Here is a 24,399-nt window from a genome sequence, read left to right as displayed (position 1 = left end):
CAGCTCCTCAGCGGGCCAGCAGGAAATCGATAACGCGGCGGCTGAACGGCTCGCCCACTTCGACGTTGGACAGGTGCGCAGCCTGGAACTCGGCGTACTCGGCGCCGGCCACATGCTCCTGGATGAACAGCCCGCCCGACGGCGGCGTGACCGCATCGGCACTGCCGGAAATCACCAGCAGCGGCGCCTTGATTTCACCCAGTTGATCGCGGAAGTCGGCATCGCGCACGGCGGCGCAGTTGGCCGCGTAGCCGTCCGGCGAGGTGGCGGCGAGCATGTCGGTGATGCGCTTGGCCGATGCGGGATTGGATTCGGAATAGGCCGGGGTAAACCAGCGGGCAATCGAGGCATCGCGCAGGCCGACCATGGCCGCTTCACGATCACGCAGCACGGTTTCGATGCGCGGGTTCCACACCTCCGGCGAGGCGATCTTCGCCGCCGTGTTGCACACGATCAGGCGATTCAGTCGCCCGGGCGCATTGATCCCCAGCCACTGGCCGATCAGGCCGCCCATGGACAGGCCGCAGAAATGCGCCTTGTCGATCTGCAAGGCATCCAGCAGCGACAGCACGTCGCGGCCCAGTTGCTCGATGCTGTACGGCCCCTCGGTCACCAGCGACTGGCCATGACCCCGGGTGTCGTAGCGCAGCACGCGGAAATGCGCGGCGAACGCCGGCACCTGGGTGTCCCACATGTGCAGGTCGGTGCCCAGCGAGTTGGACAGCACCAGCACCGGTGCGTCTTCAGGTCCATCGAGCTGGTAATTCAGTACGCCATCGGCGAGTTGTACGCTTCCCACAGCAGCCCTCCTTCAGGCTTTGATCCGGTTGTGTTCGGCCACCGCGCGCTCGACCCAGGCCTTGGCCTGTCCGAGATAGTGAGCCGGGTCGAGCAGGCGATCGAGCTCCTGCGCCGAGAGTTCGGCGCTCACCTGCGGATCGTCGCCGAGCACGGCGCGCAGGTGACGTTGTTCGGCGACCGCACGTTTGCAGCAGGTTTCCAGCAGATGGTGCGCGGCATCGCGACCGAGGCGCTGGGCAAGGACGATGCTGACCGCCTCGGCCAGCACCAGGCCCTGGGTCAGGTCGAGGTTGCGGCGCATGCGCTCGGCATCCACTTCCAGGCCCTCGGCGATGATCCGCGCCTGGCGCAGCGCGCCGGAGACCAGGCAGCAGATCTCCGGCAGGGTTTCCCATTCGGCATGCCACAGGCCAAGGCTGCGCTCGTGCTCCTGGGGCATGGCGGCATACAGGGTGGCGATCAGGCCCGGCACACGGGTCGCCGCACCGATCAGCACCGCCGCGCCCACCGGGTTGCGCTTGTGCGGCATGGTCGAGGAACCGCCCTTGCCCGGTGCCGACGGTTCGAAGACTTCGCCGGCTTCGGTCTGCATCAGCAGGCTGACATCACGGCCCAGCTTGCCCAGGCTGCCGGCCACCAGACCGAGCACCGAGGCAAATTCCACCAGTCGGTCACGCTGGGTGTGCCAGGGCTGTTCCGGCAAGCTCAACTTCAGCTGCTCGGCCAGCGCCTGGGCCACCGGCAGGGCCTTGTCGCCCAGCGCCGCCAGGGTGCCGGACGCGCCGCCGAACTGCAGGGTCAGCAGGCGCGGCTTGAGTTCGCGCAGGCGTTCGCGGCTGCGCTCCAGGGCGCCGAGCCAGCCAGCGATCTTCATGCCCAGAGTCACTGGCGTCGCATGCTGTAGCCAGGTACGTCCGGCCAGCGGCGTATCGGCATAGGTCGTCGCTTGCCTGGCCAGCACCTCGGTGAGCTGTGCCAGTTCCTCGTCGATCAGTGCCAGCGCATCGCGCAGTTGCAGGACCAGCCCGGTATCCATCGCATCCTGGCTGGTGGCTCCCAGATGCACATAGCGCTCGGCCTCGGCCACGCCGCTGGCAATCACCTTGCCCAGCGCCTTGACCAGCGGAATTGCCGAGTTGCCGGCGATGCCGATGGCTTCGGCCAGGGCAGCGAAGTCGTAGCGTTCGGCCTGGCAGGCCATCTCGATCGGCGCCACCACCACCGCCGGGATCACCCCGACCGAGGCTTCGGCGCGGGCCAGCGCGGCTTCGAAATCGAGCATGCCCTGGATGCGGCCACGGTCGGAAAAGATCTCGCGCATGGCAGGCGCAGTGAAATAGGCGTCGAACAACTGGTTGCCCGGTCGTGGCGTCATGGCAGGTCCTTGGAACGAGGCGCGCCCGTCATGGGCGCGCCGGCAGGTCAATGGTCGTGGTGCAGGTAGGCGGCCTGTTTCGGCAAGCGCAGACTGAACAGGAAGGCAATTGCCATCATCGCGGTAACGTACCAGTAAAACGCGTTCTCGATGTGCGCGGCCTTCAGGCTCAGGGCGACGAATTCCGCCGAGCCGCCAAAGACCGCGTTAGCCACCGCATAGGCCAGGCCGACGCCCAGCGCGCGCACTTGTGGCGGGAACATCTCGGCTTTCACCAGGCCACTGATGGAGGTGTAGAAGCTGACGATGCACAGGGCCAGGGTAATCAGCACGAACGCCAGGAACGGACTGGTCACCGTCTTCAGCGCCATGAGGATCGGCACCGTGAAGATCGTGCCCAGGGCGCCGAACAGTAGCATCGAGTTACGCCGGCCGATGCGGTCGGAGAGCATGCCGAACAGCGGCTGCATGCACATGTACAGGAACAGCGCGCCGGTCATGATGAAGCTGGCGGTCTTGGCACTCATCCCGGCGGTGTTCACCAAGTACTTCTGCATGTAGGTGGTGAAGGTATAGAAGATCAGCGAGCCGCCGGCGGTGTAGCCGAGCACAGTGATGAAGGCCGCGGTGTGGTTGCGGAACAGCCCGGCGATGCTGCCGGCTTCCTTGTCGTTGCGGGTCTCGGCGCTGCTGGTTTCTTCCAGCGAGCGGCGCAGCAGGAGCGAGATCACCGCCGCGATTGCACCGATCACGAAGGGGATGCGCCAGCCGTAGGCACGCAGTTCGTCTTCCGTGAGCAATTGCTGAAGGATCACCACCACCAGCACCGCCAGCAACTGGCCGCCGATCAGCGTCACGTACTGGAACGAGGCGAAGAAGCCGCGTTGTCCGCGCAGGGCCACTTCGCTCATGTAGGTCGCGGTGGTGCCGTACTCACCGCCCACCGACAGGCCCTGGAACAGCCGTGCCACCAGCAGCAGTGCCGGGGCCATCACGCCGATGCTGGCGTAGGTCGGCAGGCAGGCGATCACCAGCGAGCCTGCGCACATCATCAGCACCGAGATCATCATCGAATTCTTGCGGCCATGACGGTCGGCGATACGGCCGAACAGCCAGCCACCGATCGGGCGCATAAGGAAGCCCGCAGCGAACACACCGGCGGTATTGAGCAATTGCACCGTAGGGTCGTCGGAGGGGAAGAACGCGGGAGCGAAATAGATCGCGCAGAAGGCATAGACGTAGAAGTCGAACCATTCGACGAGATTGCCCGAGGACGCGCCGACGATGGCGAAGATGCGTTTGCTGCGTTCTTCGCCGGTGTAATAGCTTGAGGTCATGGCTGAAAACTCCTGGAGGGTATCAGTGAGTCTAGACACACTTGGTAACACCCTCGTTCCACATGACAATCACCCCGGACGGTCGGCCTTGCGTGGAGGCCGCCCATCCGGGGTCATTGGTTTTACACGCGCTCGATAGCCAGGGCCAAGCCCTGGCCGACGCCGACGCACATGGTCGCCAGGCCCTTGCGGCCGCCGGATTTCTCCAGCTGGTGCAGGGCGGTGAGGATCAGTCGGGCACCGCTCATGCCCAGCGGATGGCCCAAGGCGATGGCGCCGCCATTCGGGTTGACCTGCGGCGCGTCGTCGGCCAGGCCAAGACCGCGCAGCACGGCCAGACCCTGGCTGGCGAAGGCTTCGTTGAGTTCGATGACATCGAAATCGCTGACCGCCAGACCCAGGCGTTCGGTGAGCTTGAGCACTGCCGGTACCGGGCCGATGCCCATCACCCGTGGCGCCACACCGGCGCTGGCCATGCCCAGCACGCGGGCGCGCGGGGTCAGGCCGTGTTTCTTCACCGCTTCGGCGGAGGCAAGGATCATCGCCGCCGCGCCGTCGTTGACGCCCGAGGCGTTGCCGGCGGTGACGGTCTTGTCCGGGCCGTTGACCGGCTTGAGCCTGGTCAGCGCTTCCAGAGTGGTGTCAGCACGCGGATGCTCGTCCTGCTCGACCACGGTCTCGCCCTTCTTGTGGGCGATGCGCACCGGCACGATCTCTTCGGCAAAGAAACCGGCGGCCTGGGCTGCAGCGGTACGCTGCTGGCTGCGCAGGGCGAAGGCGTCCTGGTCGGCGCGGGAGACGTTGTAGTCGTCGGCGACATTGTCAGCGGTCTGCGGCATGGCATCGACGCCATACTGGGCCTTCATCAGCGGGTTGATGAAGCGCCAGCCGATGGTGGTGTCCTCCAGCTTCATGTTGCGCGAGTAGGCGCTATCGGCCTTGCCCATAACGAACGGGGCGCGGGACATCGACTCGACGCCGCCGGCAATCGCCAGCTCCATCTCGCCACTGGCAATGGCGCGGAAGGCCGTGCCCACCGCATCCATGCCCGAGGCGCACAGGCGGTTGAGGGTCACGCCCGGCACACTCTCTGGCAGGCCCGCCAGCAGCAGGGCCATGCGCGCCACGTTGCGGTTGTCTTCACCGGCCTGGTTGGCGCAGCCGAGGAAGACTTCGTCAATCTGGTCCCATTGCACGCTCGGGTTGCGTTCGATCAGCGCCTTCAGCGGCACCGCGGCCAGGTCGTCGGCACGGACGGCGGCGAGGCCACCGCCGAAGCGGCCGATGGGGGTACGAATGGCGTCGCAGATGAATACGTCACGCATCACGCTTCTCCTGGGGCCTGGCCGTGGGCGATGGCGGTACGGGCTTCGAGGTCGCGCAGGGCGCTGAGCTCGGTTTCGGTCGGTTCGGCGGTGGTCTCGACCTTGTCAGCGAAGCGGATCGCCCAGCCGGTGGCGGCGACGATCTGCTCGCGGGTCACACCCGGGTGGATCGCGGTGACCACGAATTCGTTGGTGCCGGCTTCCGGCTCCATGATGCACAGGTCGGTGATGATGCCGACCGGGCCTTCGCCGGGCAGGCCCAGGCGTTTGCGCGAGTCGCCGCCTTCGCCGTGGCCGACCGAGGTGATGAAGTCGAGCTTGTCGACGAAGGCACGGTTGGACTGCTTGAGGATGATCAGCACCTTCTTCGCGGAACCGGCGATCTCCGGCGCGCCACCGGCACCCGGCAGGCGTACTTTCGGCGCATGGTAGTCGCCGACCACGGTGGTGTTGATGTTGCCAAAGCGGTCGACCTGGGCGGCGCCGAGGAAGCCGACGTCGATGCGACCGCCCTGCAGCCAGTAGCGGAAGATCTCACCGGTGGGGACCACGGTATCGGCGGTCTCGGCCAGCTCGCCGTCACCGATGGACAGCGGCAGCACGCTCGGCTTGGCGCCGATCGGACCGGATTCGTAGATCAGCACCACGTCTGGCGAGGACGTCAGGCGGGCCAGGTTGGCGGCCTTGGACGGCAGGCCGATGCCGACGAAGCACACAGCACCGTTCTGCAGGCGGCGGGCGGCGGCGACGGTCATCATTTCATTGGTGGAGTAGCTCATTGTGCAACCTCCGCGGTGCTGGCCAGTTTTGCCTTGAAGGCGTTGAAGTCGGCGGTGCCACGGATGTATTCGTCGATCCAGGCGGTGAAGGTTTCGCGGCTGCGGGCAATCGGGTCCCAAGCCTGGTAGAAGCGGTTGTCACGCTCGGAGTAGCCGTGGGCGTAGGACGGATGGGAACCGCCCGGCACCAGGCACACCGCGGACAGCGCCCAGGTCGGCAGGACGCAGGCGTTCATCGGGGCGTTGAGGTCGTCGACGATTTCTTCGACGGTGACGATGCAGCGCTTGGCCGCCAGGGCCGCTTCCTTCTGCACGCCGAGGATGCCCCAGAGCAGCACGTTGCCCTTGCGGTCGGCTTTCTGCGCGTGGATCACGGTGACGTCCGGGCGGACCGAAGGCACGGCGGCGAGGACTTCGCCAGTGAACGGGCAGGTGACGCTCTTGATCAGCGGGTTGACCTTGGGCAGGTCGGAGCCGGCGTAGGCACGCAGGACGGCGAACGGCAGGCCGGAGGCACCGGCGACATAGGCGTTGGCCAGGTCGGCGTGGCTGTGTTCCTCGATTTCCATCGCGTGTGGCCACTGTTTTTCCACGGCATCACGCAGGCGATGCAGAGAACCGACACCCGGGTTGCCGCCCCAGGAGAAGATCAGCTTCTTCGCGCAGCCGGCACCGATCAACTGGTCGTAGATCAGGTCGGGGGTCATGCGCACCAAGGTCAGGTCTTTCTTGCCCTGGCGGATGATTTCATGGCCGGCGGCGGTCGGGATCAGGTGGGTGAAGCCTTCGAGGGCAACGCTGTCACCGTCGTGGACGAACTGCTTCACGGCGTCGTGGAGCGAGAGGATTTCAGCCATGGAAGACTCCTGGATGTGCTGAGTCGGGGGTCGGTTCGGGGTGCCTGGAATGGCACCGGTATGCGATCCAGATTACGACCGGGATGAGGGCTGTTCAATCCGATAATCGGCATAACGTTCGATTATCGAACGAATTGTTAACCTAATTCTGGGGATGGCGCGGACCCTGTGGGAGCGGGTTCACCCGCTCCCACAGGTCCAGCTGCGTCAATGAATTACGTATTTCAAATCAGGTCGCATCGGCATGGCTGACCATGCCCTTGACCACCACCGCCACGGTGGCCAGCCCCGCCGGAATCACCAGTGCCGTCAGCACTTGCTCGAAGTTCCAGCCCAGGCCCAGCAGGGTCGCCCCCATCCATGCCCCGAGAATCGCGCCAAAGCGACCAATCCCGAGCATCCACGACACCCCGGTCGCCCGCCCTTGGGTCGGGTAGAAACGCGCCGCCAGCGAAGGCATCGCCGACTGCGCACCGTTCACGCACATCCCGGCGACCAGCACCAGGGTCGCCAGCAGAGTGATGTTGCCCAGGCTCTGCCCTACCGCGTAGGCGAACACCCCGGCCAGCAGGTAGAAGGTGCCGATGACCTTGTGCGGGTTGAAGCGGTCCATGGCCCAACCCACCGCCACCGCACTGAGCACGCCACCGAACTGGAACAGCGCGCCGATGAATGCCGCCTGCTCCATGCTCGCGCCACTGTCACGCATCAGGGTCGGCAGCCAGCTGGTCAGCAGGTAGACGATCACCAGGCCCATGAAGTACGTCAGCCACAGCAACAAGGTGCCGACGCTGTAGGTGCCGGAGAAGATCACCGCCAGCACGTTGCGGCTCTTGACGATCTTCTGCTCGGGCACGCTGAAGCTGCTGGCCTGAGCCACCGTGGCGGGCTCGATCGGTGCGAGTGTCTTGCGAATCTTCTCGACCCCGCGGTTGCGCACCACCAGGAAACGCGCCGACTCCGGCAGCCAGAACACCAGCACTACTGCCAGCAGCAGCGGCAGCAGACCACCTATCAGCAGCAGGCTGTGCCAGCCATAGGCCGGGATCAGCTTGGCGGAAATGAAACCACCACCGGCCATGCCCAGGTTGAAGCCGCAGAACATGCTGGTCACCAGCAACGACTTCAGACGCTCGGGAGTGTATTCGGACAGCAGCGTGGTCGCATTCGGCATGCCGGCGCCGAGGCCCAGGCCGGTGAGGAAGCGCAGCACCAGCAACTGGTCGACGTTGGTGCTGTAGGCCGAGGCCAGGCTGAAGGCACCGAACAGCACCACCGCCCCGACCAGCACCACCTTACGCCCGAAACGATCAGCCAGCGGACCGGAACCCAGAGCACCGAAGACCATGCCGATCAGCGCGGCACTCATCACCGGGCCGAGGCTGGCGCGGTCGATGCCCCAGTCCTGAGACAGCGCCGGGGCGATGAAGCCCATGGCCGCGGTATCCAGGCCGTCGAGAAAAACAATGAGAAAACACAGGATCACCACCCGCCATTGATAACGCGACAAAGGCTGGGCGTTGATGAACGACTGGACATCCAAGGGTGTTCCGATAGCAGCGTGCGGACTGTTCATTATTGTTATCCAAAAAGAAGCGCGCGGCGCGGGAAGCGCGAAAAAGAGATGCGCAGACGCGAGCGGACGCGCGTGCGTCAGGGCAAAGTCGATCAGTAAAGCTTAAAAGGGGGATTTAGCTATTGCGTCGTCGGTGCGGGGACGGACGACGGGGGAAGGACGTGCGGATCATGGGACTTTGCCTCTCGCTCATTATTATTGACGGACGGGGCAGGCCGACCGTTGCGAGCGACATTAATAAGGCCGCAACGGCGGCGCAATTCGATAAACGCATCTGTGTGCGTTTATCGAACAGGATTGCGCGATCAGGCGAACAACTGGGTGCTCAGATCACGACTGGCGGCGAGCATGATAGGCAGGAAGCGTTGTTCCAGTTCGCTGCGGCTGACACGACCGGCGTGGGTGCTGACATTGAGCGCGGCCAGCACCTGGCCCGAGGCGTCGTACACCGGCACGGCAATGGAACGCAGGCCCTGCTCCAGCTCCTGGTCGACGATGCACCAGCCTTGCTGACGCACCAGTTGCAGGCATTCCAACAGCGCCTGCGGGTCGTGGATGGTGCGGCTGGTCTTGGCCTGCAGATCGGCATGTTCCAGGTATTCGTGCAGGGTGGCGTCGTCCAGCGCGGCGAGGAGGATGCGCCCCATGGACGTGCAGTAGGCCGGTAATCGCCCACCCACCGACAGGTCGACCGAGATCAACCGCTGGACCGTGGCCGAGCGGGCTATATAGAGGATGTCGTCACCCTCCAGGGTGGCCATGTTGCAGGCCTCGTGAAGCTGGTCGCTCATGCGGTCCAGGTACGGCTGGGCAGAAACCGCCAGCGGTGTCGAGGACAGGTAGGCATGCCCCAGGGTCAGCACCTTGGGCAGCAGCGAGTAGGTACGCCCGTCGGTGGTGGCGTAGCCCAGCTTGATCAAGGTATGCAGGCAACGGCGCACGGCCGCCCGGGGAATCTCGGTGCGGTGGCTGATCTGCGCGATGGTCAGGTGCCGCTTGCGCTCCTGAAATGCCTGCACCACCGCCAGCCCGCGGGCCAGAGAGGTCATGAAGTCCGGATCGCCGGTGAACGCCTGGATGCGCTTGGCCGGCGACGCGACGATGGGCGGCGCCAACGACGCAAACGAACTGCGCACGTTGTCGTTCAATCCTGATCCCTTGGGGGTTGTTTCTTCACTCATGACTCACCTCAGTCACACACTCACAGGTGCGATTATCGAACCATCGACCGATAATCGCAATTGACCAATGACCACGATTGCTTATACCTTTCCTCCGCCCTTGTGGCTTCTTGGAGAGACTGGTCAGGTACCCACCGTGAAGTCCCGGGTACGGCCTCGCCCACAGCGAGGCCGTTTTTCTTTACACGCGATAACAACCGGTGGAGTTGCCCGGATATATTCGCGGTGAAGAAAGAGGGAAACAAAGTCCCCACATTTAATGTCCAATTTTTCACAATGCTTGATTGGGCGTATCCTTGTTGATATCACTTGCTATAATCAAAACCTGATGTCGCCCGCCAGGGCCTCATCATGATGGATCTTTGTTAGCAAGTGCCCGGATCCCAGTGTCAGACGCAACCCGCGTCCATGCACAACCCAAAGTCTGTTGCTGCAACAGCCGTTAATACTCTGGCCACTGTAGCCGCGTGCGCGTTATGCAACTCACGCAACAACGCCTTCGCGAAACGCCAGCGTAACTTTGATCGACAGGTAGCCCTGTGACGAAAGACGAACTGCGCGCGGAACTTGAGCGCCAGGAACAACGCTACAAGGAAGTCTACGGCGGTGAAGTCACCACCTATGCCGCCCAACCCGACCCGGAACGCAAACCCTGGCGCAAACGAGCCACGGTGATGGACCAGGTCTTCGCAGACGAAATACGCAAGATGGAAAAGGACCTCAAGGTCGAGGAGCCGTGACGGCGGCTCCCCTGCTGACCGCCTTCAGGATCGCCAGGGTACCTGTGCACGCGGGTACCCGGTCCTTCTTTACGGCGCGAAGATGAAGTCGAAACGTATTTTCACAAATTTAATACGACTGTTTGAAATTTTTCCGACATCAACTATTCATGATTTTGTCTTCATAAATCCACAAAATCGTGATTTTTAGCCGCATATTTCTCACAACCTCTCATCCTTACAGGTGAGCGAGCCGGGTTTTCGAGCCCTCCACTGGTCAGCAGCCAGTGCATTGATTACGGGGGATTTCTGGCATAATCGCGCCCCCTTATGACCGGGCCAGAAAACCTTCATGATCGAATTATTCAGCGGACTTGATGCGTGGGTACTGGTGAGTCTCATCCTCGCCTTGACCTTCGTACTCGCCTTCGAGTTCATCAATGGCTTTCATGACACCGCAAACGCGGTCGCGACAGTCATCTACACCAAAGCCATGCCGCCACAACTGGCGGTTTTCGCGTCTGGTGTCTTCAACTTCCTCGGTGTGCTGCTCGGCGGCGTCGGAGTCGCCTACGCCATCGTCCACCTGCTGCCGGTGGAACTGCTGATCAACGTCAACACCGGGCACGGCCTGGCCATGGTCTTCTCGCTGCTGGCCGCGGCCATCGCCTGGAACCTCGGCACCTGGTACTTCGGTATCCCGGCATCCAGTTCGCACACCCTGATCGGCTCGATCCTCGGTGTCGGCCTGGCCAACGCACTGATCAACGACATTCCCTTGGGTGACGGGGTCAACTGGCAGAAAGCGATCGATATCGGCATGTCCCTGGTACTGTCGCCGATGGCCGGCTTCCTGGTGGCTGCGCTGGTGCTGCTCGCCCTGAAATGGTGGCGCCCGCTGTCGAAGATGCACAAGACGCCTGAACAGCGCCGCATGCTCGACGACAAAAAGCACCCGCCCTTCTGGAACCGCCTGGTGCTGATCATGTCGGCCATGGGCGTGAGCTTCGTGCACGGCTCCAACGATGGCCAGAAAGGCATCGGCCTGATCATGCTGGTGCTGATCGGTATCGTGCCGCAGCAGTTCGTCCTCGACCTGAACAGCACCACCTACCAGATCGAGCGGACCCGCGACGCAACCCTGCACCTGAGCCAGTTCTACCAGCGCAACCACGAGACCCTGGGTGAGTTCCTGGCCTTGGGCAAGGCGGCCAAAGGTGACCTGCCGGAGCAATTCAGTTGCAAGCCGGAGCAGACCGAGCCGACCATCGCCGCACTGCAGCAGTCGCTGGCCGGTGTCACCGACTACCGCTCGCTGAGTCCGGAAACCCGTGTCGAAGTGCGCCGCTACCTCCTCTGCCTGGATGACACCGCGAAGAAGGTCGGCAAACTGCCTGGCCTGCAGGCCCGCGAAAAGGCCGACCTCGACAAGCTGCGCAAGGACCTGACCGCGACCACCGAGTACGCGCCGTTCTGGGTCATCCTCGCTGTCGCCCTGGCCCTTGGCCTGGGGACCATGGTCGGCTGGAAACGCGTGGTGCTGACCATCGGCGAGAAGATCGGCAAGCAGGGCATGACCTATGCCCAGGGCATGTCGGCCCAGATCACCGCGGCGTGCGCCATCGGTATGGCCAACATCTTCAGCCTGCCGGTCTCCACCACTCACGTGCTGTCGTCCGGCGTGGCGGGCACCATGGTCGCGAACAAGAGCGGCCTGCAAGGCGGCACCGTACGCACCATCCTGCTGGCCTGGGTGCTGACCCTGCCGGCGTCAATGGGCCTGGCGGCAGGGCTGTTCTGGATTTCCACGCGGTTCGTCAACTGAGTGATGCAGTAATGAGAAAGGCGCCTTCGGGCGCCTTTCTGTTTCTGGAGTGGTGGTCTTTCGGGCCTCATCGCGGGCAACGCCCGCTCCCACCAGATTCTGCGGTGCACGCGATCCCTGTGGGAGCGGGCGTTGCCCGCGATAGGCCATCACTGACACCCCATCATTTACGCTTGCCCCCCAGCAACGACCCCATCAACCCCCGCACCAGTTGCCGTCCCAACTGGTTGGCCGCCTGCCGCACCGCCGACTTGATCGCCTGCCCCGCCGCGCTCTGCAGGAACTCCCCGGCCTTGTCCGCCAGGCTCCCCTCATCCTTCTGCGCTGCAACCGGCGCCTCGGCCACCTCGCCTTTGCGCGCAGTCAGCATTTCATACGCCGACTCGCGGTCGATCGGCTTGTCATAGCGCCCGGCCAATGGCGACGCCGCCACCAACGCCGCCCGCTCGGCATCACTCAACGGCCCGATCCGCGACTGCGGTGGCGCGATCAGCACCCGCTCGACCATCCCCGGCGTGCCCTTGTCTTGCAAGGTACCCACCAGCGCCTCGCCGATCCCCAGTTCGGTCAGCACCGCCAGGGTGTCGAACGCCGGGTTGGGACGGAAGCCATCGGCCACTGCCCGCAGGGACTTCTGCTCCTTGGCGGTGAACGCCCGAAGCCCGTGCTGGATGCGTAACCCAAGCTGGGCCAGGACATCATCCGGCAGGTCCCCCGGCGATTGCGTGACGAAATACACCCCGACGCCCTTCGAACGAATCAGCCGTACCACCTGCTCCAGGCGATCCTGCAAAGCCTTGGGCGTCCCGTTGAACAGCAGGTGCGCCTCGTCGAAGAACAGCGCCAGCAGCGGTTTGTCGGCATCGCCACGCTCCGGCAACTGCTCGAACAGCTCGGCCAGCAGCCATAGAAGGAAGGTGGCATAGACCTTCGGCGACTCATGGATCAGTCGGCTGGCGTCCAGCAGGTGGATACGCCCGCGCCCATCGGTCACCGGTTGCAGCAGGTCCTGCAGTTGCAGCGCCGGCTCGCCGAACAGCGCCTCGGCGCCCTGCTGTTCCAGAGTCGCCAGACGCCGCAGCAAGGCTTGTGTCGAGCCGCTGGTCATCAGCGCGCTGTCATCGCCAAGTAGCTGCGGGTTGTCCTTGAGGTGCCCGAGCAACGCTTTGAGGTCCTTGATATCCAGCAGCAACAGACCTTCACGATCGGCCACCTTGAACGCCGCATACAGCGCGGCCTGCTGGCTATCGTTGAGTTCCAGCAGGTTGCCCAGCAACAGCGGGCCCATTTCGCTCAGGGTGGTGCGCAACGGATGACCGGATAGCCCGTGGATATCCCACAGCGTCACCGGGTAGGCCTGGGGCTGATGGTTCAGCCAGGGCATGCCGGCGATGCGCTCGGCCACCTTGCCCTGCGGGTTGCCCACCGCGCCCAGGCCGCACAGGTCGCCCTTGACGTCAGCGGCGAACACCGCCACCCCGGCGTCGCTAAATGCCTCGGCAAGATGTTGCAGGGTCACTGTTTTGCCGGTACCGGTGGCGCCGGCCACCAGGCCATGGCGATTGGCCAGGCGCAGGGCCTGGGAGACCGGCTGTCCATCCAGGTCAGCACCGAGAATGAATTGCGAGGAATTCACCATGTTTTTTCATCCTCCATTTAAAGCTTTTGTATGAACCAGCCGATATCAAAGTGTGATTGATCGCTCAAAAAGCAGGACATCCCCGACAAGGACATGGGACTCACTTTGCTCTCATCAGCGACTCCGTGCGCACTACCCGGATATTCAAGACCTTAGCGGACCCAACACGCCATGAATAAAAATCTCCGTTTCAGCCACAAGATCTTGTTGGCCGCCTCACTGATCGTGATGCTCGCGTTCAGCCTGTTCACTTTGTACAACGACTACTTGCAGCGCAATGCCATCCGGGAAAACCTGGAAAACTATCTCGGCGAGATGGGCGACACCACCTCGACCAATATCAAGAACCTGTTCGACGGCCGCATCCTGCTGGTGGAGAACGCGGTGCAGAACATTGCCGCCGATCCTCAGAACGTTGGCAACCTTCTCGCTCAGAAGGCGCTGACTTCGAGTTTCCTCACTATTTATATGGGCCATCCCAATGGTGATTTCACCATTCGCCCACAGATGAAAATGCCCGACGGCTACGACCCGCGCGTCCGCCCCTGGTACAAGGACGGCCTGGCCGCTGGCAAGACCATCCTGACCGAACCCTATATCGACATGAGCACCGGCAAGATGGTGATTTCCATCGTGACCCCGGTATCCCAGCAAGTCGGTGTGGTGGGGGGCGACCTGTCCCTGGACGGCCTGGTTGAAATCATCAACTCGCTGAACTTCGGCGGCATGGGCTACGCCTTCCTGGTCAACGACCAAGGCAAGATCCTCGTGCACCCGAACAAGGACCTGACCATGAAGGCCATGAGTGAGTTGTTCCCGAACAACACGCCGCGCCTGGACAAGAAACCGGTCGAAGTGGAAATGGATGGCAAACCGACCATCCTCAGCTTCACCCCGGTCAAAGGCCTGCCATCGGCGAACTGGTACATCGGTCTGGCGGTAGATAAAGACAAAGCCTACTCAATGCTGAGCAAGTTCCGCACTTCTGCGGTGGTCGCCACCGTCATTGCCGTGGGCTTCATCATTGGTTTGCTGGGCTTGCTGATCAACGTGTTGCTACGCCCACTGCACACCATGATCCGCGCGATGGAAGGCATCGCCCAGGGCGAAGGCGACCTGACCCGCCGCCTGAACATCCACAACCACGACGAATTCGGCATGCTCGGCAAGGCCTTCAACCACTTCGTCGGCCGTATCCACGAGTCGATCCGTGAAGTGGCCTCGGCCACCGAACACGTCAACGAAGTGGCCCTGCGGGTGGTCAGCGCTTCCAACTCGTCGATGGTCAACTCCGACGAGCAGAGCAACCGCACCAACAGCGTCGCAGCGGCGATCAACCAGCTCGGCGCCGCCGCCCAGGAAATCGCCCATAACGCCGCCCAGGCCTCGCAACAGGCAAGCTCGGCACGGCACCTGGCGGAGGAAGGCCAGCAGGTGGTGGACCGCAGCATCCAGGCGATGAATCGCCTGTCGGACATGATTTCCACCTCCAGCACCCATATCGAGACGCTGAACAGCAAAACCGTGAACATCGGTCAGATTCTCGAAGTGATCACCAGCATTTCCCAGCAGACCAACCTGCTGGCGCTGAACGCCGCCATTGAGGCCGCCCGTGCCGGTGAAGCCGGGCGCGGCTTCGCCGTGGTCGCCGACGAGGTACGCAACCTGGCGCACCGGACTCAGGAGTCCGCGCAGCAGGTGCAGAACATGATCGAGGAGTTGCAGGTCGGCGCCCGCGAATCGGTAGAAACCATGGGCCAGAGCCAGCGCCACAGTCATGACAGCGTGAACATCGCCAACCAGGCGGGCGAACGCCTGAACAGCGTGACCCAGCGTATCGGCGAGATCGACGGCATGAACCAGTCGGTGGCCACCGCCACCGAGGAACAGACCGCCGTGGTCGACTCGATCAACATGGACATCAACGAAATCAACATGCTCAACCAGGAAGGCGTCGAGAACCTGCAATCGACCCTGCGCGCCTGCGCGGACCTGGAAGAGCAGGCCGGCCGCCTGAAGCATCTGGTCGGCAGCTTCCGTATCTGATTCATCCTTCTCCACCTGAGAGAGCGAGCAAGCTCGCTCTCTCAGAACAACCATGACTCATTGATTGGCGCGGACCTTGTGCCGGTCACCCGGTTACAAATCGAACAAACCATTCTTTCCGTAGGTCAACCTTAAGGCGCGTCACCGCGGCCGCAGAACGCCGCGTGACTGTCCAAAAGACGATCCCGGAGGGATGCTGATCGTGCATATCGCCGACATCACCATGTTCTACGCCCCCGCCAGTGGCGGTGTGCGTACCTATCTTGATGCCAAACATCGCCGCCTCGGCCTCGCGCCCAACGTCCGCCATAGCCTGCTGATCCCCGGCGCTACCGCCCGTCACGAGAATGGAATCCACGAAGTGCCGGCCCCACCCCTGCCCTTCGGCAACGGCTACCGTTTCCCGCTGCGCCTGGCACCCTGGTGCAATGTGCTGCATGAGTTGCAACCCGACCTGATCGAGGTCGGCGATCCCTACCTCACCGCCTGGGCCGCGCTCGGTGCGCGGCGCCGTCTCGACGTGCCGGTGATCGGCTTCTATCACTCCGACCTGCCGCTGCTGGTCAGCAACCGTATGGGCAACTGGTTCACGCCGAACGTGGAAGCCTATGTCAGCAAGCTGTACGGCAATTTCGACCGGGTCCTGGCGCCAAGCCAGGTCATGGCCCACAAGTTGCGCAGCCTTGGCGTGAGCAATGTCCATGTGCAGCGCCTCGGCGTCGACCTCAACACCTTCCACCCGGATCGCTGCGACGCGAACCTGCGCGCCGAGCTAGGCCTGGCCGACGACACCCGCCTGCTGGTCTTCGCCGGCCGCGGCTCGCGAGAGAAAAACCTGCCCGTGCTGCTGGACTGCATCCAGCGCCTGGGCAAGCCGTACCACCTGCTGCTGGTGGGCTCGCACATGCCAGCTAGCGTGCCGGGCAACGTCACGGTGTTCGGCGAGTTCCGACCGGCCCACGAAGTCGCGCGCCTGCTAGCCAGCGCCGACCTGCTGGTGCACGCCGGCGACCAGGAGACCTTCGGCCTGGTGATCCTCGAAGCCATGGCCAGCGCCACCCCGGTCGTGGCAGTGGCGGCCGGGGCTTTCAGCGAGATCGTCGATCCGGCCTGCGGCCAGTTGTGCCGGGCGGGTGATAGCCAGGCAATGGCCACGGCGGTACGGGAGATGTTCGAACGCGGTACCGAAAGCCTCGGCCAGCAGGCCCGACAGCATGTCGAGCAGCACTACAGCTGGGACAGTGTGGTCAGCGGCCTGCTCGAGCACTATCACGCAGTGCTCGGCTACAACGACCTGCCGGTGCGCGCCCATGCCTGAGCCATACGCCCACCCGAGCGCCGGGCGCAGCGTGCTGCTGGTACTGCATGACGTCGCCCCGCAAACCTGGCCGGACTACCAGCCTTTCGTCGAAGCGGTGGACGCCCTTGGGCATATCCCCATGACGATGCTGGTGGTTCCAGACTTCCACCATCGCAATGCCGTGTCACAGGACACCGCCTTCCGCCGGACCATGGAGCAGCGCCTGGTGCGCGGAGACGAATTGGCGTTGCACGGCTATTACCACGCCGACGACGGTCCCGCGCCTCGCAGCCCCGGCGACTATTTCATGCGCCGCATCTACACTTGGGAAGGCGAGTTCTATGGCCTGAGCCAGCAACAGGCGTTGCAACGCCTGGGAGATGGCATCGACCTGTTTCAGCGCATGGGCTGGCCGCTGAGCGGCTTCGTCGCCCCGGCCTGGCTGATGAGTGAAGGCACCCGTCAGGCCTTGCGTCAGTTGCCTTTGCGCTACACCAGCGATCCGCAGCATCTCTATCGCCTGCCGGACTTCACCCGAATCGACGCTCCCGGCCTGGTCTGGAGCGCCCGCAGCGCCTGGCGGCGTGGCCTCTCGCGGGTGGTCAGCGCGGTGCAGGAGCGGCGCATGGACGACGCCAGCACCATTCGCCTGGGCCTGCACCCGGTGGACATGCGCCACGGTTTCTCCCGCCGCTATTGGCTGCAGACGCTCCAGCGCCTGCTGGCAGACGGGCGCATTCCCATGACCAAGCTGGCTTGGCTGGCCAGCCGGCCTGGCCCATGAACCGTCTCGGCTGGTTGCTTGCCGCGCTACTGATGGCGGCGCTGGTCCCGGTCGTGCTCGGCGGTAGCGACCTGCTGCCACGCCTGCGCAACTTCCCAGCCGGCCTGTTGCTGGCACTGTTCGCCATGATCATCTGCTGCTGGGCCATCAACGCCCTGCGCCTGCGCCTGCTGCTGGGCAGCCAGGGCGAGAGAATCGGTCGCCTGCGCAGCCTCGGGGTGATCATGGCTACCGAGTTCGCCATCTGCACCACCCCCGGCGGCAGCGGTGGCCCGCTGACCCTGATGGCCCTGCTGTCCCGCGACCGCGTACGACCCGCCCACAGCGGCGCGGTGTATGCCATGGACCAGCTGAACGACCTGCTGTTCTTTCTTTGCGCGGTGCTGGGCATCGTCATCTATACCCTGTTCCACCGCCTCGGGCGCAGCCTGGAAGGCTTGCTGCTCGGCAGCGCGCTGTTGTTGCTCGGTGTGCTCGGCCTGGCCGTGGCGCTGCTGCGCTGGCGTCGCGGGCTGATGCGCTGGAATGGCCGGTTGCTGAAACGTCTGGGTGTGGGCGGGACGAAACGGCGGCGCTGGGCGCGAAGGCTGCTGCATTTCTTCCGCGCGTTCCAGACAACTCTGGGTCTGCCACGGCGGATCCTCGCCCTGGTGTTCGGCCTGACCTGCCTGCACTGGGCGCTGCGCTACAGCGTGCTGTACCTGGTGTTGCTGGGATTGGGCGGCAACCTGCAGTGGATTTCCAGTTTCCTGGTGCAAGTGCTGTCGTTGAGTGCCGGGCAGTTCAGCCTGTTGCCGGGTGGCGCGGGGGCGGCGGAGCTGACCTCGGCGGCGCTGCTCACGCCCATGGTGGGCAAGTCAACCGCGGCGGCCGCGGTCCTTGTCTGGCGGGTGGTGACCTATTACTTCTACCTCATCGCTGGCGGACCGGTCTTTCTCTGCCTGCTCGGCAAGCCCTTGCTGGAGCGCATCGCCGCTCGCCGCTAGCTGTGCCTGCCACAGCTCGGCGGCACCGGGGAAATCGGTGCCATCCTCGCTGTCCAGCGCATCCGGGTCATAACGACTGAGGCAGCCCTCGCCCAAAGTCGGCGGCGGGCTGGCGGTGGCTTTGTCGAGTGGATCGCTCATCCCACCGCCCCTCGGGTCAGTTGAAGACCACGGTCTTGTTGCCGTGCACCAGCACACGGTCTTCGAGGTGATAGCGCAGGCCGCGGGCCAGGACCATCTTCTCGACATCACGCCCGAAACGCACCATGTCCTCGATGCTGTCGCTGTGGCTGACACGCACCACGTCCTGCTCGATGATGGGACCGGCGTCCAGTTCCTCGGTGACGTAGTGACAGGTTGCGCCGATCAGCTTCACACCACGCAACGAAGCCTGGTGATACGGCTTGGCGCCGACGAAGGACGGCAGGAAGCTGTGGTGGATGTTGATCACCTGTTGGGCGTATTCCTCGCACAGCTGCGGCGGCAGGATCTGCATGTAGCGCGCCAGCACCACCACGTCGGCACCGTGTTCTTTGACCAGGCGCGAGACCTCGGCGAAGGCCGGCTGCTTGTCCTTCGGATCGACCGGAACATGGAAGAACGGGATGCCGTGCCACTCAACCATGCTGCGCAGGTCGTCATGGTTGGAGATCACGCACGGGATGTCACAGTCCAGCTCGTTGCTGTGCCAGCGGTGCAGCAGGTCGGCCAGGCAGTGCGATTCACGGCTGGCCATCAACACGACGCGCTTCTTCTGGTCGGTATCGGTGATCCGCCAGGTCATGGAAAACTCTTCGGCGATCGGCGCGAACGCTTCGCGGAACGCCTCGATGCCGAACGGCAGGGTATCGGCACGGATTTCGTGACGCATGAAGAACCAACCGCTCAGGTCATCGGAGTGGTGGCTCGCTTCGGTGATCCAGCCGTTGTGGGAGGCCAGGAAATTACTGACCTTGGCGACAATGCCGACACGGTCGGGACAGGCGATCACCAGCCGATAGGTACGCATGCAGGGGGCTCCAGAACTTCGCAAAGGCGCACATTCTAACGATTGCCCGGCAAAACTACAGTATCCATGTGACGTCCGGGAACCACGCCCGCCCCGTTGAGGCCACGAGCGGCGACGCGGGATGACGTGCCAAGCAGCCAATTAGATTAGTTGCGGATTTTGCCCATGAGCATTTGTAAAGTACCCGCCCCACAATCCAGACCGGGAATAAACATTGAAAGACTACGGCACTTGAATGTTTACTTGGGCAAATTGTCTGACTATTATTGCGGCACTGTTATCCCGAACTCCCAATTTGCAAGGAACGTCTCATGTCCCTGATCAACGAATATCGCGCTACCGAAGAAGCTATCAAAGAACTGCAAGCCCGCCTGCAGAGTCTGTCCGCCGACGACAAGCTGCAGAAAGAACTGGAGTTCGAAAAGAAACTGCGCGAGCTGATGGGGACCTACAGCAAATCGCTGAAGGACATCATTGCCCTGCTGGATCCGGATGCCAAACTGAACAAGGTTCAACGTGGCGCAGCGGTCAAGACCACCGGCACCAAGCGCGCACGCAAGGTCAAGCAATACAAGAACCCGCACAACGGTGAAGTCATCGAAACCAAAGGCGGCAACCACAAGACGCTGAAAGAGTGGAAAGCCAAGTGGGGCGGCGACGTGGTTGAAGGCTGGGCTACCCTGCTGGATTAATTTGCGCCCATATCAAAAGAACGCCGGCACTCGCCGGCGTTTTTTATTAAACAATCTTTACAATTGCGCCATCCCGAGACGTTGACGTAAGTGCACGGCATACAGGCGCCATTCTTCCAGCAACCCCCGCTGCGCGCCCTCGACACCCACCATCGCTTGCGTCAGAGCATTCTCGAATGCCGCAAGGGTATGTGGCGCACCCATCGCCTCATCAGTCAGGCGCTGCTGACAGAATGTTCTCCACTGCACTTGCTCCGACTCACTAAGGCTCGCCGGAAAGTTCCGAGCCCTATATCGGAACAACAGATCCGTCAGACGCGAGTCATCGAACATCCAGCGCCCCGTCGCCAATTGCTGCGGATCGGCCATTCTCACCTGCTCGCACAAACGCCGGTCGCGATCACCGAAAAAGCCGTCATACAGTTGTTGTTCCGGGTCGTCACTCGCGGCGAAATCGGACCCCGAATAAATTGACGCCAATTTATTTTCCCATTGCTCGCGAGCAGCGATCAGCTGTTCGCTCCGGCGCAGCAATTCGGACATGTCGAGCCCCAGGCGCTGTTGATCTTCCTTGCGCAATACCGCCAATGGCGCCACTACCGGGCAACGATTGATGTGTAGCAACTTCAAGGGAACCGGCAATTGTCCTTCAGGCATTTCCTCGCGACGCGTGTATAACCGCTGGCGCAATACTTCAGAATCTTCTGTAAGCAACGGCACAATATCCTGGTGCAGGTCACACACGATCAGGCCATTGCGGTTGCTCGGATGCCAGCCCAGTGGCAGCACTACGCCCAAATAATTACGCGCCGCCGAGAATCGCCCGGAAATATGCACCATGGGCTGCAACAGGCGAACCTGGTCGAGGACTTTCTGTTTGCTGCGCAGTTCGAACAACCATTCGTACAGGCGCGGTTGTTTCTCGCGGATCAGGCGCGCCAGAGCGATGGTGGCACGGACATCGGACAGGGCCTCGTGGGCCTGGCCATGGTGGATACCGTTGGCCGCACTGAGCAACTCCAAGCGCAGGCTGACCTGGCCTTCCACTCGTGGCCACTGGATACCCTCGGGGCGCAGCGCATAGGCAGTGCGCACCGTGTCGATCAGGTCCCAACGGCTGTTGCCCCCCTGCCACTCGCGGGCGTAGGGGTCGAAGAAGTTGCGGTACAGGCTGTAGCGGGTCACTTCGTCGTCGAAACGCAGGGTGTTGTAGCCCGCGCCGCAGGTGCCGGGGCGCGACAGTTCGGCATGCACCCGGGTCATGAAGTCGGCTTCGGCCAGTCCATCCCGGGCCAACTGTGCCGGGCTGATCCCGGTAATCAGGCAAGCAGCGGGATGCGGCAGGATATCGTCGCTGGGCTGGCAGAACAGATTGACCGGCGCGTCGATCTCGTTGAGGTCCAGATCGGTGCGCACGCCAGCGACCTGCAAGGGCCGGTCGCAGCGCGGATTGATGCCGGTGGTTTCGTAGTCGTGCCAGAAAATGCTGGTGCTCACGGCGGGCTTCGTCCTGAACGGTGAAATCGCCGGAGTCTACCTCATGCCGATGTCGGCAACGGCCGGAAACTGAAGTAGGTGCGCAAGGCGCCTACCAGTTGGTCGTACTCTCGCGGCGCCTGCAACAACATGAAGCCGGAGTCGTAGAAGCCAGGACTTTCGTCCTCGTGGCACCACAGGCAACTGGCAGTCAGGCTGATGCGTTCCCAGGTGCCGCCCTCGGCAGGGATGCGCAACTGCAGTTCGAAGTCGGGTCCAACCAGCAAAGGCAGGGTGCTGATCAACATAAGACCGTCTTCCGAAGCGTTGCCCAGGTAACCGATGGGCCGATCGGTGAAACGGTTGTAGACCTTGAGGAAATAAGGGAGCAGGTGACGCTCGATGCGGCGCTCGTTATACATGGCAATGGATCGCAATGGATAACCCTTGGAGCAGGGTCGCGCTAGTGCCGTCTTGTACAGGTGCACGCTCTTTGTACACAGTCTGTTTGATCCAGAGTAGCGCACACCAGGGCAATGCTTCCAGCGGAAAATTGCCCCGGCGGTCAATCAGCGCAGCGGTGCCAGTGGCGCGGGGCGAGCGACCGCCGCCTCGCCTTCGCGATAATGCCCAAGCTGTTCAAGGGTTTGCAGGCGGGCACGAGCACGGTAGGCATATTCGTTCCGCGGGTATTGCTGAATGATGTATTGATAGGTCTGCGCCGCATCGACGAACAGCTTCTGCCGCTCCAGGCACTGCCCGCGTAGCATCGCCGTTTCCGGCCAGATGAATGGACGCGCGCGACTGGTGCGATCGACCTGCGACAGCTCCAGAGTGACCCGCTCGCAATCGCCGCGATCGTAGGCGCGGTAGGCATTGTTCAGGTGGTGGTCCATGGACCAGCGGGTGCAGCCGACGACACTGGTCGCCAGGGCCAAGACAATCAGGGCTCGCATGGGGGTTCTCCTTTGCTGAGCACTATATCGGCGTTTTCCGACAAATCTATAGCCGATACCGGGTTTGACCACGAGCACTTCACAAACTCCGCCAAACCGTTCAACCGCCAGCCACACCCCTCCCAAGGTAGTGCAAAGGAACAATGACTACAGCCTGTTTCCGGGGTAGCCTTTCGCAGCGCTTCACTACAGGAGTCTGTGCATGACCATCCGCCGTACCAAAATCGTTGCCACCCTCGGCCCCGCCAGCAATTCACCGGAAGTGATCGAACAACTGATCCTCGCCGGTCTGGATGTCGCCCGCCTGAACTTCTCCCACGGCACCCCGGACGAGCACAAGGCTCGTGCCCGCCTGATCCGTGACATTGCCGCGCGCCACGGTCGCCACGTGGCACTGCTGGGCGACCTGCAGGGTCCGAAGATCCGCATCGCCAAGTTCACCAACAAGCGTATCGAACTCAAGGTCGGTGACCGCTTCACCTTCTCCACCGCCCACCCGCTGACCGCTGGCACCCAGGAAATCGTCGGCATCGACTACCCCGACCTGGTCAAAGACTGCGGCGTCGGTGACGAACTGCTGCTCGACGACGGCCGCGTGGTCATGCGCGTCGAGACCGCCACCGATGATTCGCTGCACTGCGTGGTGCTGATCGGTGGCCCGCTGTCCGACCACAAAGGCATCAACCGCAAGGGTGGCGGCCTGACCGCTCCAGCCCTGACCGAGAAAGACAAGGCCGACATCAAGCTGGCTGCGGAAATGGACCTGGACTACCTGGCCGTGTCCTTCCCGCGTGACGCATCCGACATGGAATACGCCCGTCGCCTGCGCGACGAAGCCGGCGGCACCGCCTGGCTGGTGTCCAAGATCGAGCGTGCCGAAGCCGTGGCCGACGACGAGACCCTCGACGGCCTGATCCGCGCCAGTGACGCGGTGATGGTTGCCCGTGGCGACCTCGGCGTGGAAATCGGCGATGCCGAGTTGGTGGGCATCCAGAAGAAGATCATTCTGCACGCCCGCCGCCACAACAAGGCGGTGATCGTCGCGACCCAGATGATGGAGTCGATGATCCAGAACCCGATGCCGACCCGCGCGGAAGTATCCGACGTGTCCAACGCCGTACTGGACTACACCGACGCCGTCATGCTGTCGGCGGAAAGTGCTGCCGGTGCCTACCCGCTGGAAGCGGTGCAGGCCATGGCGCGGATCTGTCTCGGCGCGGAAAAGCACCCGACCAGCAAGACCTCCAGCCACCGCATGGGCACCCAGTTCAGCCGTTGCGACGAGAGCATCGCGCTGGCCGCCATGTACACGGCCAACCACTTCCCGGGCGTGAAGGCGATCATCGCCCTGACCGAAAGTGGCTACACCCCGCTGATCATGTCGCGGATCCGTTCCTCGATCCCGATCTTCGCCTTCTCTCCGCACCGCGAGACCCAGGCTCGCGTGGCCCTGTTCCGCGGCGTCTACACCGTGCCGTTCGATCCGGCGGCGCTGCCACCGGAGCAGGTCAGCCAGGCGGCGGTCGACGAGCTGCTCAAACGCGGCGTGGTCGAGCAAGGCGACTGGGTCATCCTGACCAAGGGCGACAGCTACCACACCATCGGTGGCACCAATGGCATGAAGATCCTGCATGTCGGTGATCCGCTGGTCTGATTGCTGCTGCAAGTAAAAACGCCCGGCCATGAGCCGGGCGTTTTCATGTGGAATCGAGGTGCCTGTTCTCGGGGCCGCAAAG

At 63.1% G+C, this 24,399-nt stretch carries 21 protein-coding genes and 2 pseudogenes; 9 read left to right on the top strand and 14 right to left on the bottom strand.

The annotated features are described in order from the left end of the window. Positions 1-7: 7 nt before the first annotated feature. From pcaD to pcaR, 8 genes are all read right to left on the bottom strand, one after another. Positions 8-799 carry a 3-oxoadipate enol-lactonase gene (pcaD, locus tag AC5QPF_RS06080; protein WP_494962451.1) on the bottom strand — a complete coding sequence of 264 codons (792 nt, stop codon included), beginning with the start codon at positions 797-799 and terminating at the stop codon, positions 8-10. A 12-nt stretch (positions 800-811) separates the two neighbouring features. Beyond that, the gene (locus tag AC5QPF_RS06075; RefSeq protein WP_494962450.1) at positions 812-2,176 is read right to left on the bottom strand and encodes a 3-carboxy-cis,cis-muconate cycloisomerase; all 1,365 of its coding nucleotides are present in this window, start codon (positions 2,174-2,176) and stop codon (positions 812-814) included. Between the two features lie 47 nt (positions 2,177-2,223). Next, positions 2,224-3,513 carry an MFS family transporter gene (locus AC5QPF_RS06070; protein WP_494962449.1) on the bottom strand — a complete coding sequence of 430 codons (1,290 nt, stop codon included), beginning with the start codon at positions 3,511-3,513 and terminating at the stop codon, positions 2,224-2,226. Between the two features lie 122 nt (positions 3,514-3,635). Next, a complete protein-coding gene (gene pcaF, locus AC5QPF_RS06065; protein ID WP_330073374.1) occupies positions 3,636-4,841 on the bottom strand; it encodes a 3-oxoadipyl-CoA thiolase in 1,206 nt (401 codons plus the stop codon). Beyond that, positions 4,838-5,617, bottom strand: coding sequence for a CoA-transferase (locus AC5QPF_RS06060; RefSeq protein WP_494962448.1), 780 nt, complete (start codon positions 5,615-5,617; stop codon positions 4,838-4,840). Before AC5QPF_RS06060 ends, pcaF begins: the two co-directional genes overlap by 4 nt. Further along, the gene (locus AC5QPF_RS06055; protein ID WP_494962447.1) at positions 5,614-6,474 is read right to left on the bottom strand and encodes a CoA-transferase; all 861 of its coding nucleotides are present in this window, start codon (positions 6,472-6,474) and stop codon (positions 5,614-5,616) included. Before AC5QPF_RS06055 ends, AC5QPF_RS06060 begins: the two co-directional genes overlap by 4 nt. A gap of 229 nt (positions 6,475-6,703) precedes the next feature. Then, positions 6,704-8,050 carry a 4-hydroxybenzoate transporter PcaK gene (gene pcaK, locus AC5QPF_RS06050; RefSeq protein WP_494962446.1) on the bottom strand — a complete coding sequence of 449 codons (1,347 nt, stop codon included), beginning with the start codon at positions 8,048-8,050 and terminating at the stop codon, positions 6,704-6,706. 305 nt (positions 8,051-8,355) lie between these two features. Further along, positions 8,356-9,231 (bottom strand): pca regulon transcriptional regulator PcaR, encoded by an 876-nt coding sequence (pcaR, locus tag AC5QPF_RS06045; RefSeq protein WP_494962445.1) that lies wholly within the window; start codon positions 9,229-9,231, stop codon positions 8,356-8,358. Between the two features lie 539 nt (positions 9,232-9,770). On the opposite strand from pcaR, the gene AC5QPF_RS06040 reads away from it, so the two are divergent. Next, complete coding sequence (locus tag AC5QPF_RS06040) at positions 9,771-9,971, top strand: hypothetical protein (protein ID WP_494962444.1); 201 nt, start codon at positions 9,771-9,773, stop codon at positions 9,969-9,971. A gap of 331 nt (positions 9,972-10,302) precedes the next feature. Next, entirely contained in the window at positions 10,303-11,775 is a 1,473-nt protein-coding gene (locus tag AC5QPF_RS06035; protein WP_494962443.1) for an inorganic phosphate transporter, read from the top strand. 163 nt (positions 11,776-11,938) lie between these two features. Here the strand turns inward: AC5QPF_RS06035 and AC5QPF_RS06030 are convergent, their stop codons facing one another. Beyond that, positions 11,939-13,414, bottom strand: coding sequence for a helicase HerA-like domain-containing protein (locus tag AC5QPF_RS06030; RefSeq protein WP_494962442.1), 1,476 nt, complete (start codon positions 13,412-13,414; stop codon positions 11,939-11,941). A gap of 171 nt (positions 13,415-13,585) precedes the next feature. On the opposite strand from AC5QPF_RS06030, the pseudogene AC5QPF_RS06025 reads away from it, so the two are divergent. The 5 genes and pseudogenes from AC5QPF_RS06025 to gpgF all read left to right on the top strand — a co-directional run. Then, positions 13,586-14,557, top strand: a pseudogene (locus AC5QPF_RS06025) (cache domain-containing protein); the annotation flags it as partial. Between the two features lie 15 nt (positions 14,558-14,572). Beyond that, complete coding sequence (locus AC5QPF_RS06020) at positions 14,573-15,460, top strand: methyl-accepting chemotaxis protein (RefSeq protein ID WP_494964130.1); 888 nt, start codon at positions 14,573-14,575, stop codon at positions 15,458-15,460. Between the two features lie 193 nt (positions 15,461-15,653). After that, complete coding sequence (gene gpgS, locus AC5QPF_RS06015; RefSeq protein ID WP_494962441.1) at positions 15,654-16,778, top strand: N-acetylglucosaminyl phosphatidylglycerol synthase; 1,125 nt, start codon at positions 15,654-15,656, stop codon at positions 16,776-16,778. Then, entirely contained in the window at positions 16,771-17,544 is a 774-nt protein-coding gene (gene gpgD / locus AC5QPF_RS06010; RefSeq protein WP_494962440.1) for an N-acetylglucosaminyl phosphatidylglycerol deacetylase, read from the top strand. Before gpgS ends, gpgD begins: the two co-directional genes overlap by 8 nt. Continuing rightward, complete coding sequence (gpgF, locus tag AC5QPF_RS06005; RefSeq protein WP_494962439.1) at positions 17,541-18,530, top strand: glucosaminyl phosphatidylglycerol flippase; 990 nt, start codon at positions 17,541-17,543, stop codon at positions 18,528-18,530. The genes gpgD and gpgF overlap by 4 nt, the downstream gene beginning before the upstream one ends. Positions 18,531-18,539: 9 nt before the next feature. Here gpgF and AC5QPF_RS06000 read toward each other — a convergent pair. Both AC5QPF_RS06000 and purU read right to left on the bottom strand, forming a co-directional pair. Beyond that, positions 18,540-18,671, bottom strand: a pseudogene (locus tag AC5QPF_RS06000) (hypothetical protein); the annotation flags it as partial. Positions 18,672-18,687: 16 nt separating this feature from the next. After that, positions 18,688-19,539, bottom strand: a complete 852-nt coding sequence (purU, locus tag AC5QPF_RS05995) for a formyltetrahydrofolate deformylase (protein WP_330073363.1) — start codon at positions 19,537-19,539, stop codon at positions 18,688-18,690. A gap of 311 nt (positions 19,540-19,850) precedes the next feature. On the opposite strand from purU, the gene mvaT reads away from it, so the two are divergent. Beyond that, the gene (mvaT, locus tag AC5QPF_RS05990) at positions 19,851-20,231 is read left to right on the top strand and encodes a histone-like nucleoid-structuring protein MvaT (RefSeq protein ID WP_494962438.1); all 381 of its coding nucleotides are present in this window, start codon (positions 19,851-19,853) and stop codon (positions 20,229-20,231) included. A 57-nt stretch (positions 20,232-20,288) separates the two neighbouring features. On the opposite strand, the gene sbcB is transcribed toward mvaT, so the two are convergent. The 3 genes from sbcB to AC5QPF_RS05975 form a co-directional block, all read right to left on the bottom strand. After that, positions 20,289-21,728, bottom strand: coding sequence for an exodeoxyribonuclease I (sbcB, locus tag AC5QPF_RS05985; RefSeq protein ID WP_494962437.1), 1,440 nt, complete (start codon positions 21,726-21,728; stop codon positions 20,289-20,291). Positions 21,729-21,769: 41 nt separating this feature from the next. After that, on the bottom strand, positions 21,770-22,129 hold the full coding sequence (locus AC5QPF_RS05980) for a PilZ domain-containing protein (RefSeq protein WP_494962436.1): 360 nt from the start codon (positions 22,127-22,129) through the stop codon (positions 21,770-21,772). Positions 22,130-22,276: 147 nt separating this feature from the next. After that, positions 22,277-22,663: a tetratricopeptide repeat protein gene (locus AC5QPF_RS05975; RefSeq protein WP_494962435.1), complete on the bottom strand. Its 387-nt coding sequence runs from the start codon at positions 22,661-22,663 to the stop codon at positions 22,277-22,279. Between the two features lie 202 nt (positions 22,664-22,865). Between AC5QPF_RS05975 and pyk the strand changes: the two genes are divergently transcribed. Next, the gene (pyk, locus tag AC5QPF_RS05970; protein ID WP_494962434.1) at positions 22,866-24,317 is read left to right on the top strand and encodes a pyruvate kinase; all 1,452 of its coding nucleotides are present in this window, start codon (positions 22,866-22,868) and stop codon (positions 24,315-24,317) included. Positions 24,318-24,399 lie beyond the last annotated feature (82 nt).

The organism is Pseudomonas sp. Con_6 (assembly GCF_059379395.1).
The sequence above is the reverse complement of the archived record's forward strand: the minus strand, read 5'-3'. Positions and strand labels throughout refer to the sequence as shown.

What these genes read in the sequence shown, in the direction of transcription:
- AC5QPF_RS06075 (WP_494962450.1), bottom strand. Translation starts at nt 2,176, where the DNA reads ATGACGCCACGACCGGGCAACCAGTTGTTCGACGCCTATTTCACTGCG.
- AC5QPF_RS06070 (WP_494962449.1), bottom strand. Translation starts at nt 3,513, where the DNA reads ATGACCTCAAGCTATTACACCGGCGAAGAACGCAGCAAACGCATCTTC.
- AC5QPF_RS06060 (WP_494962448.1), bottom strand. Translation starts at nt 5,617, where the DNA reads ATGAGCTACTCCACCAATGAAATGATGACCGTCGCCGCCGCCCGCCGC.
- AC5QPF_RS06055 (WP_494962447.1), bottom strand. Translation starts at nt 6,474, where the DNA reads ATGGCTGAAATCCTCTCGCTCCACGACGCCGTGAAGCAGTTCGTCCAC.
- pcaK (WP_494962446.1), bottom strand. Translation starts at nt 8,050, where the DNA reads ATGAACAGTCCGCACGCTGCTATCGGAACACCCTTGGATGTCCAGTCG.
- pcaR (WP_494962445.1), bottom strand. Translation starts at nt 9,231, where the DNA reads ATGAGTGAAGAAACAACCCCCAAGGGATCAGGATTGAACGACAACGTG.
- AC5QPF_RS06035 (WP_494962443.1), top strand. Translation starts at nt 10,303, where the DNA reads ATGATCGAATTATTCAGCGGACTTGATGCGTGGGTACTGGTGAGTCTC.
- AC5QPF_RS06030 (WP_494962442.1), bottom strand. Translation starts at nt 13,414, where the DNA reads ATGGTGAATTCCTCGCAATTCATTCTCGGTGCTGACCTGGATGGACAG.
- AC5QPF_RS06020 (WP_494964130.1), top strand. Translation starts at nt 14,573, where the DNA reads ATGCTCGGCAAGGCCTTCAACCACTTCGTCGGCCGTATCCACGAGTCG.
- gpgS (WP_494962441.1), top strand. Translation starts at nt 15,654, where the DNA reads ATGCTGATCGTGCATATCGCCGACATCACCATGTTCTACGCCCCCGCC.
- gpgD (WP_494962440.1), top strand. Translation starts at nt 16,771, where the DNA reads ATGCCTGAGCCATACGCCCACCCGAGCGCCGGGCGCAGCGTGCTGCTG.
- gpgF (WP_494962439.1), top strand. Translation starts at nt 17,541, where the DNA reads ATGAACCGTCTCGGCTGGTTGCTTGCCGCGCTACTGATGGCGGCGCTG.
- purU (WP_330073363.1), bottom strand. Translation starts at nt 19,539, where the DNA reads ATGCGTACCTATCGGCTGGTGATCGCCTGTCCCGACCGTGTCGGCATT.
- mvaT (WP_494962438.1), top strand. Translation starts at nt 19,851, where the DNA reads ATGTCCCTGATCAACGAATATCGCGCTACCGAAGAAGCTATCAAAGAA.
- AC5QPF_RS05980 (WP_494962436.1), bottom strand. Translation starts at nt 22,129, where the DNA reads ATGTATAACGAGCGCCGCATCGAGCGTCACCTGCTCCCTTATTTCCTC.
- AC5QPF_RS05975 (WP_494962435.1), bottom strand. Translation starts at nt 22,663, where the DNA reads ATGCGAGCCCTGATTGTCTTGGCCCTGGCGACCAGTGTCGTCGGCTGC.
- pyk (WP_494962434.1), top strand. Translation starts at nt 22,866, where the DNA reads ATGACCATCCGCCGTACCAAAATCGTTGCCACCCTCGGCCCCGCCAGC.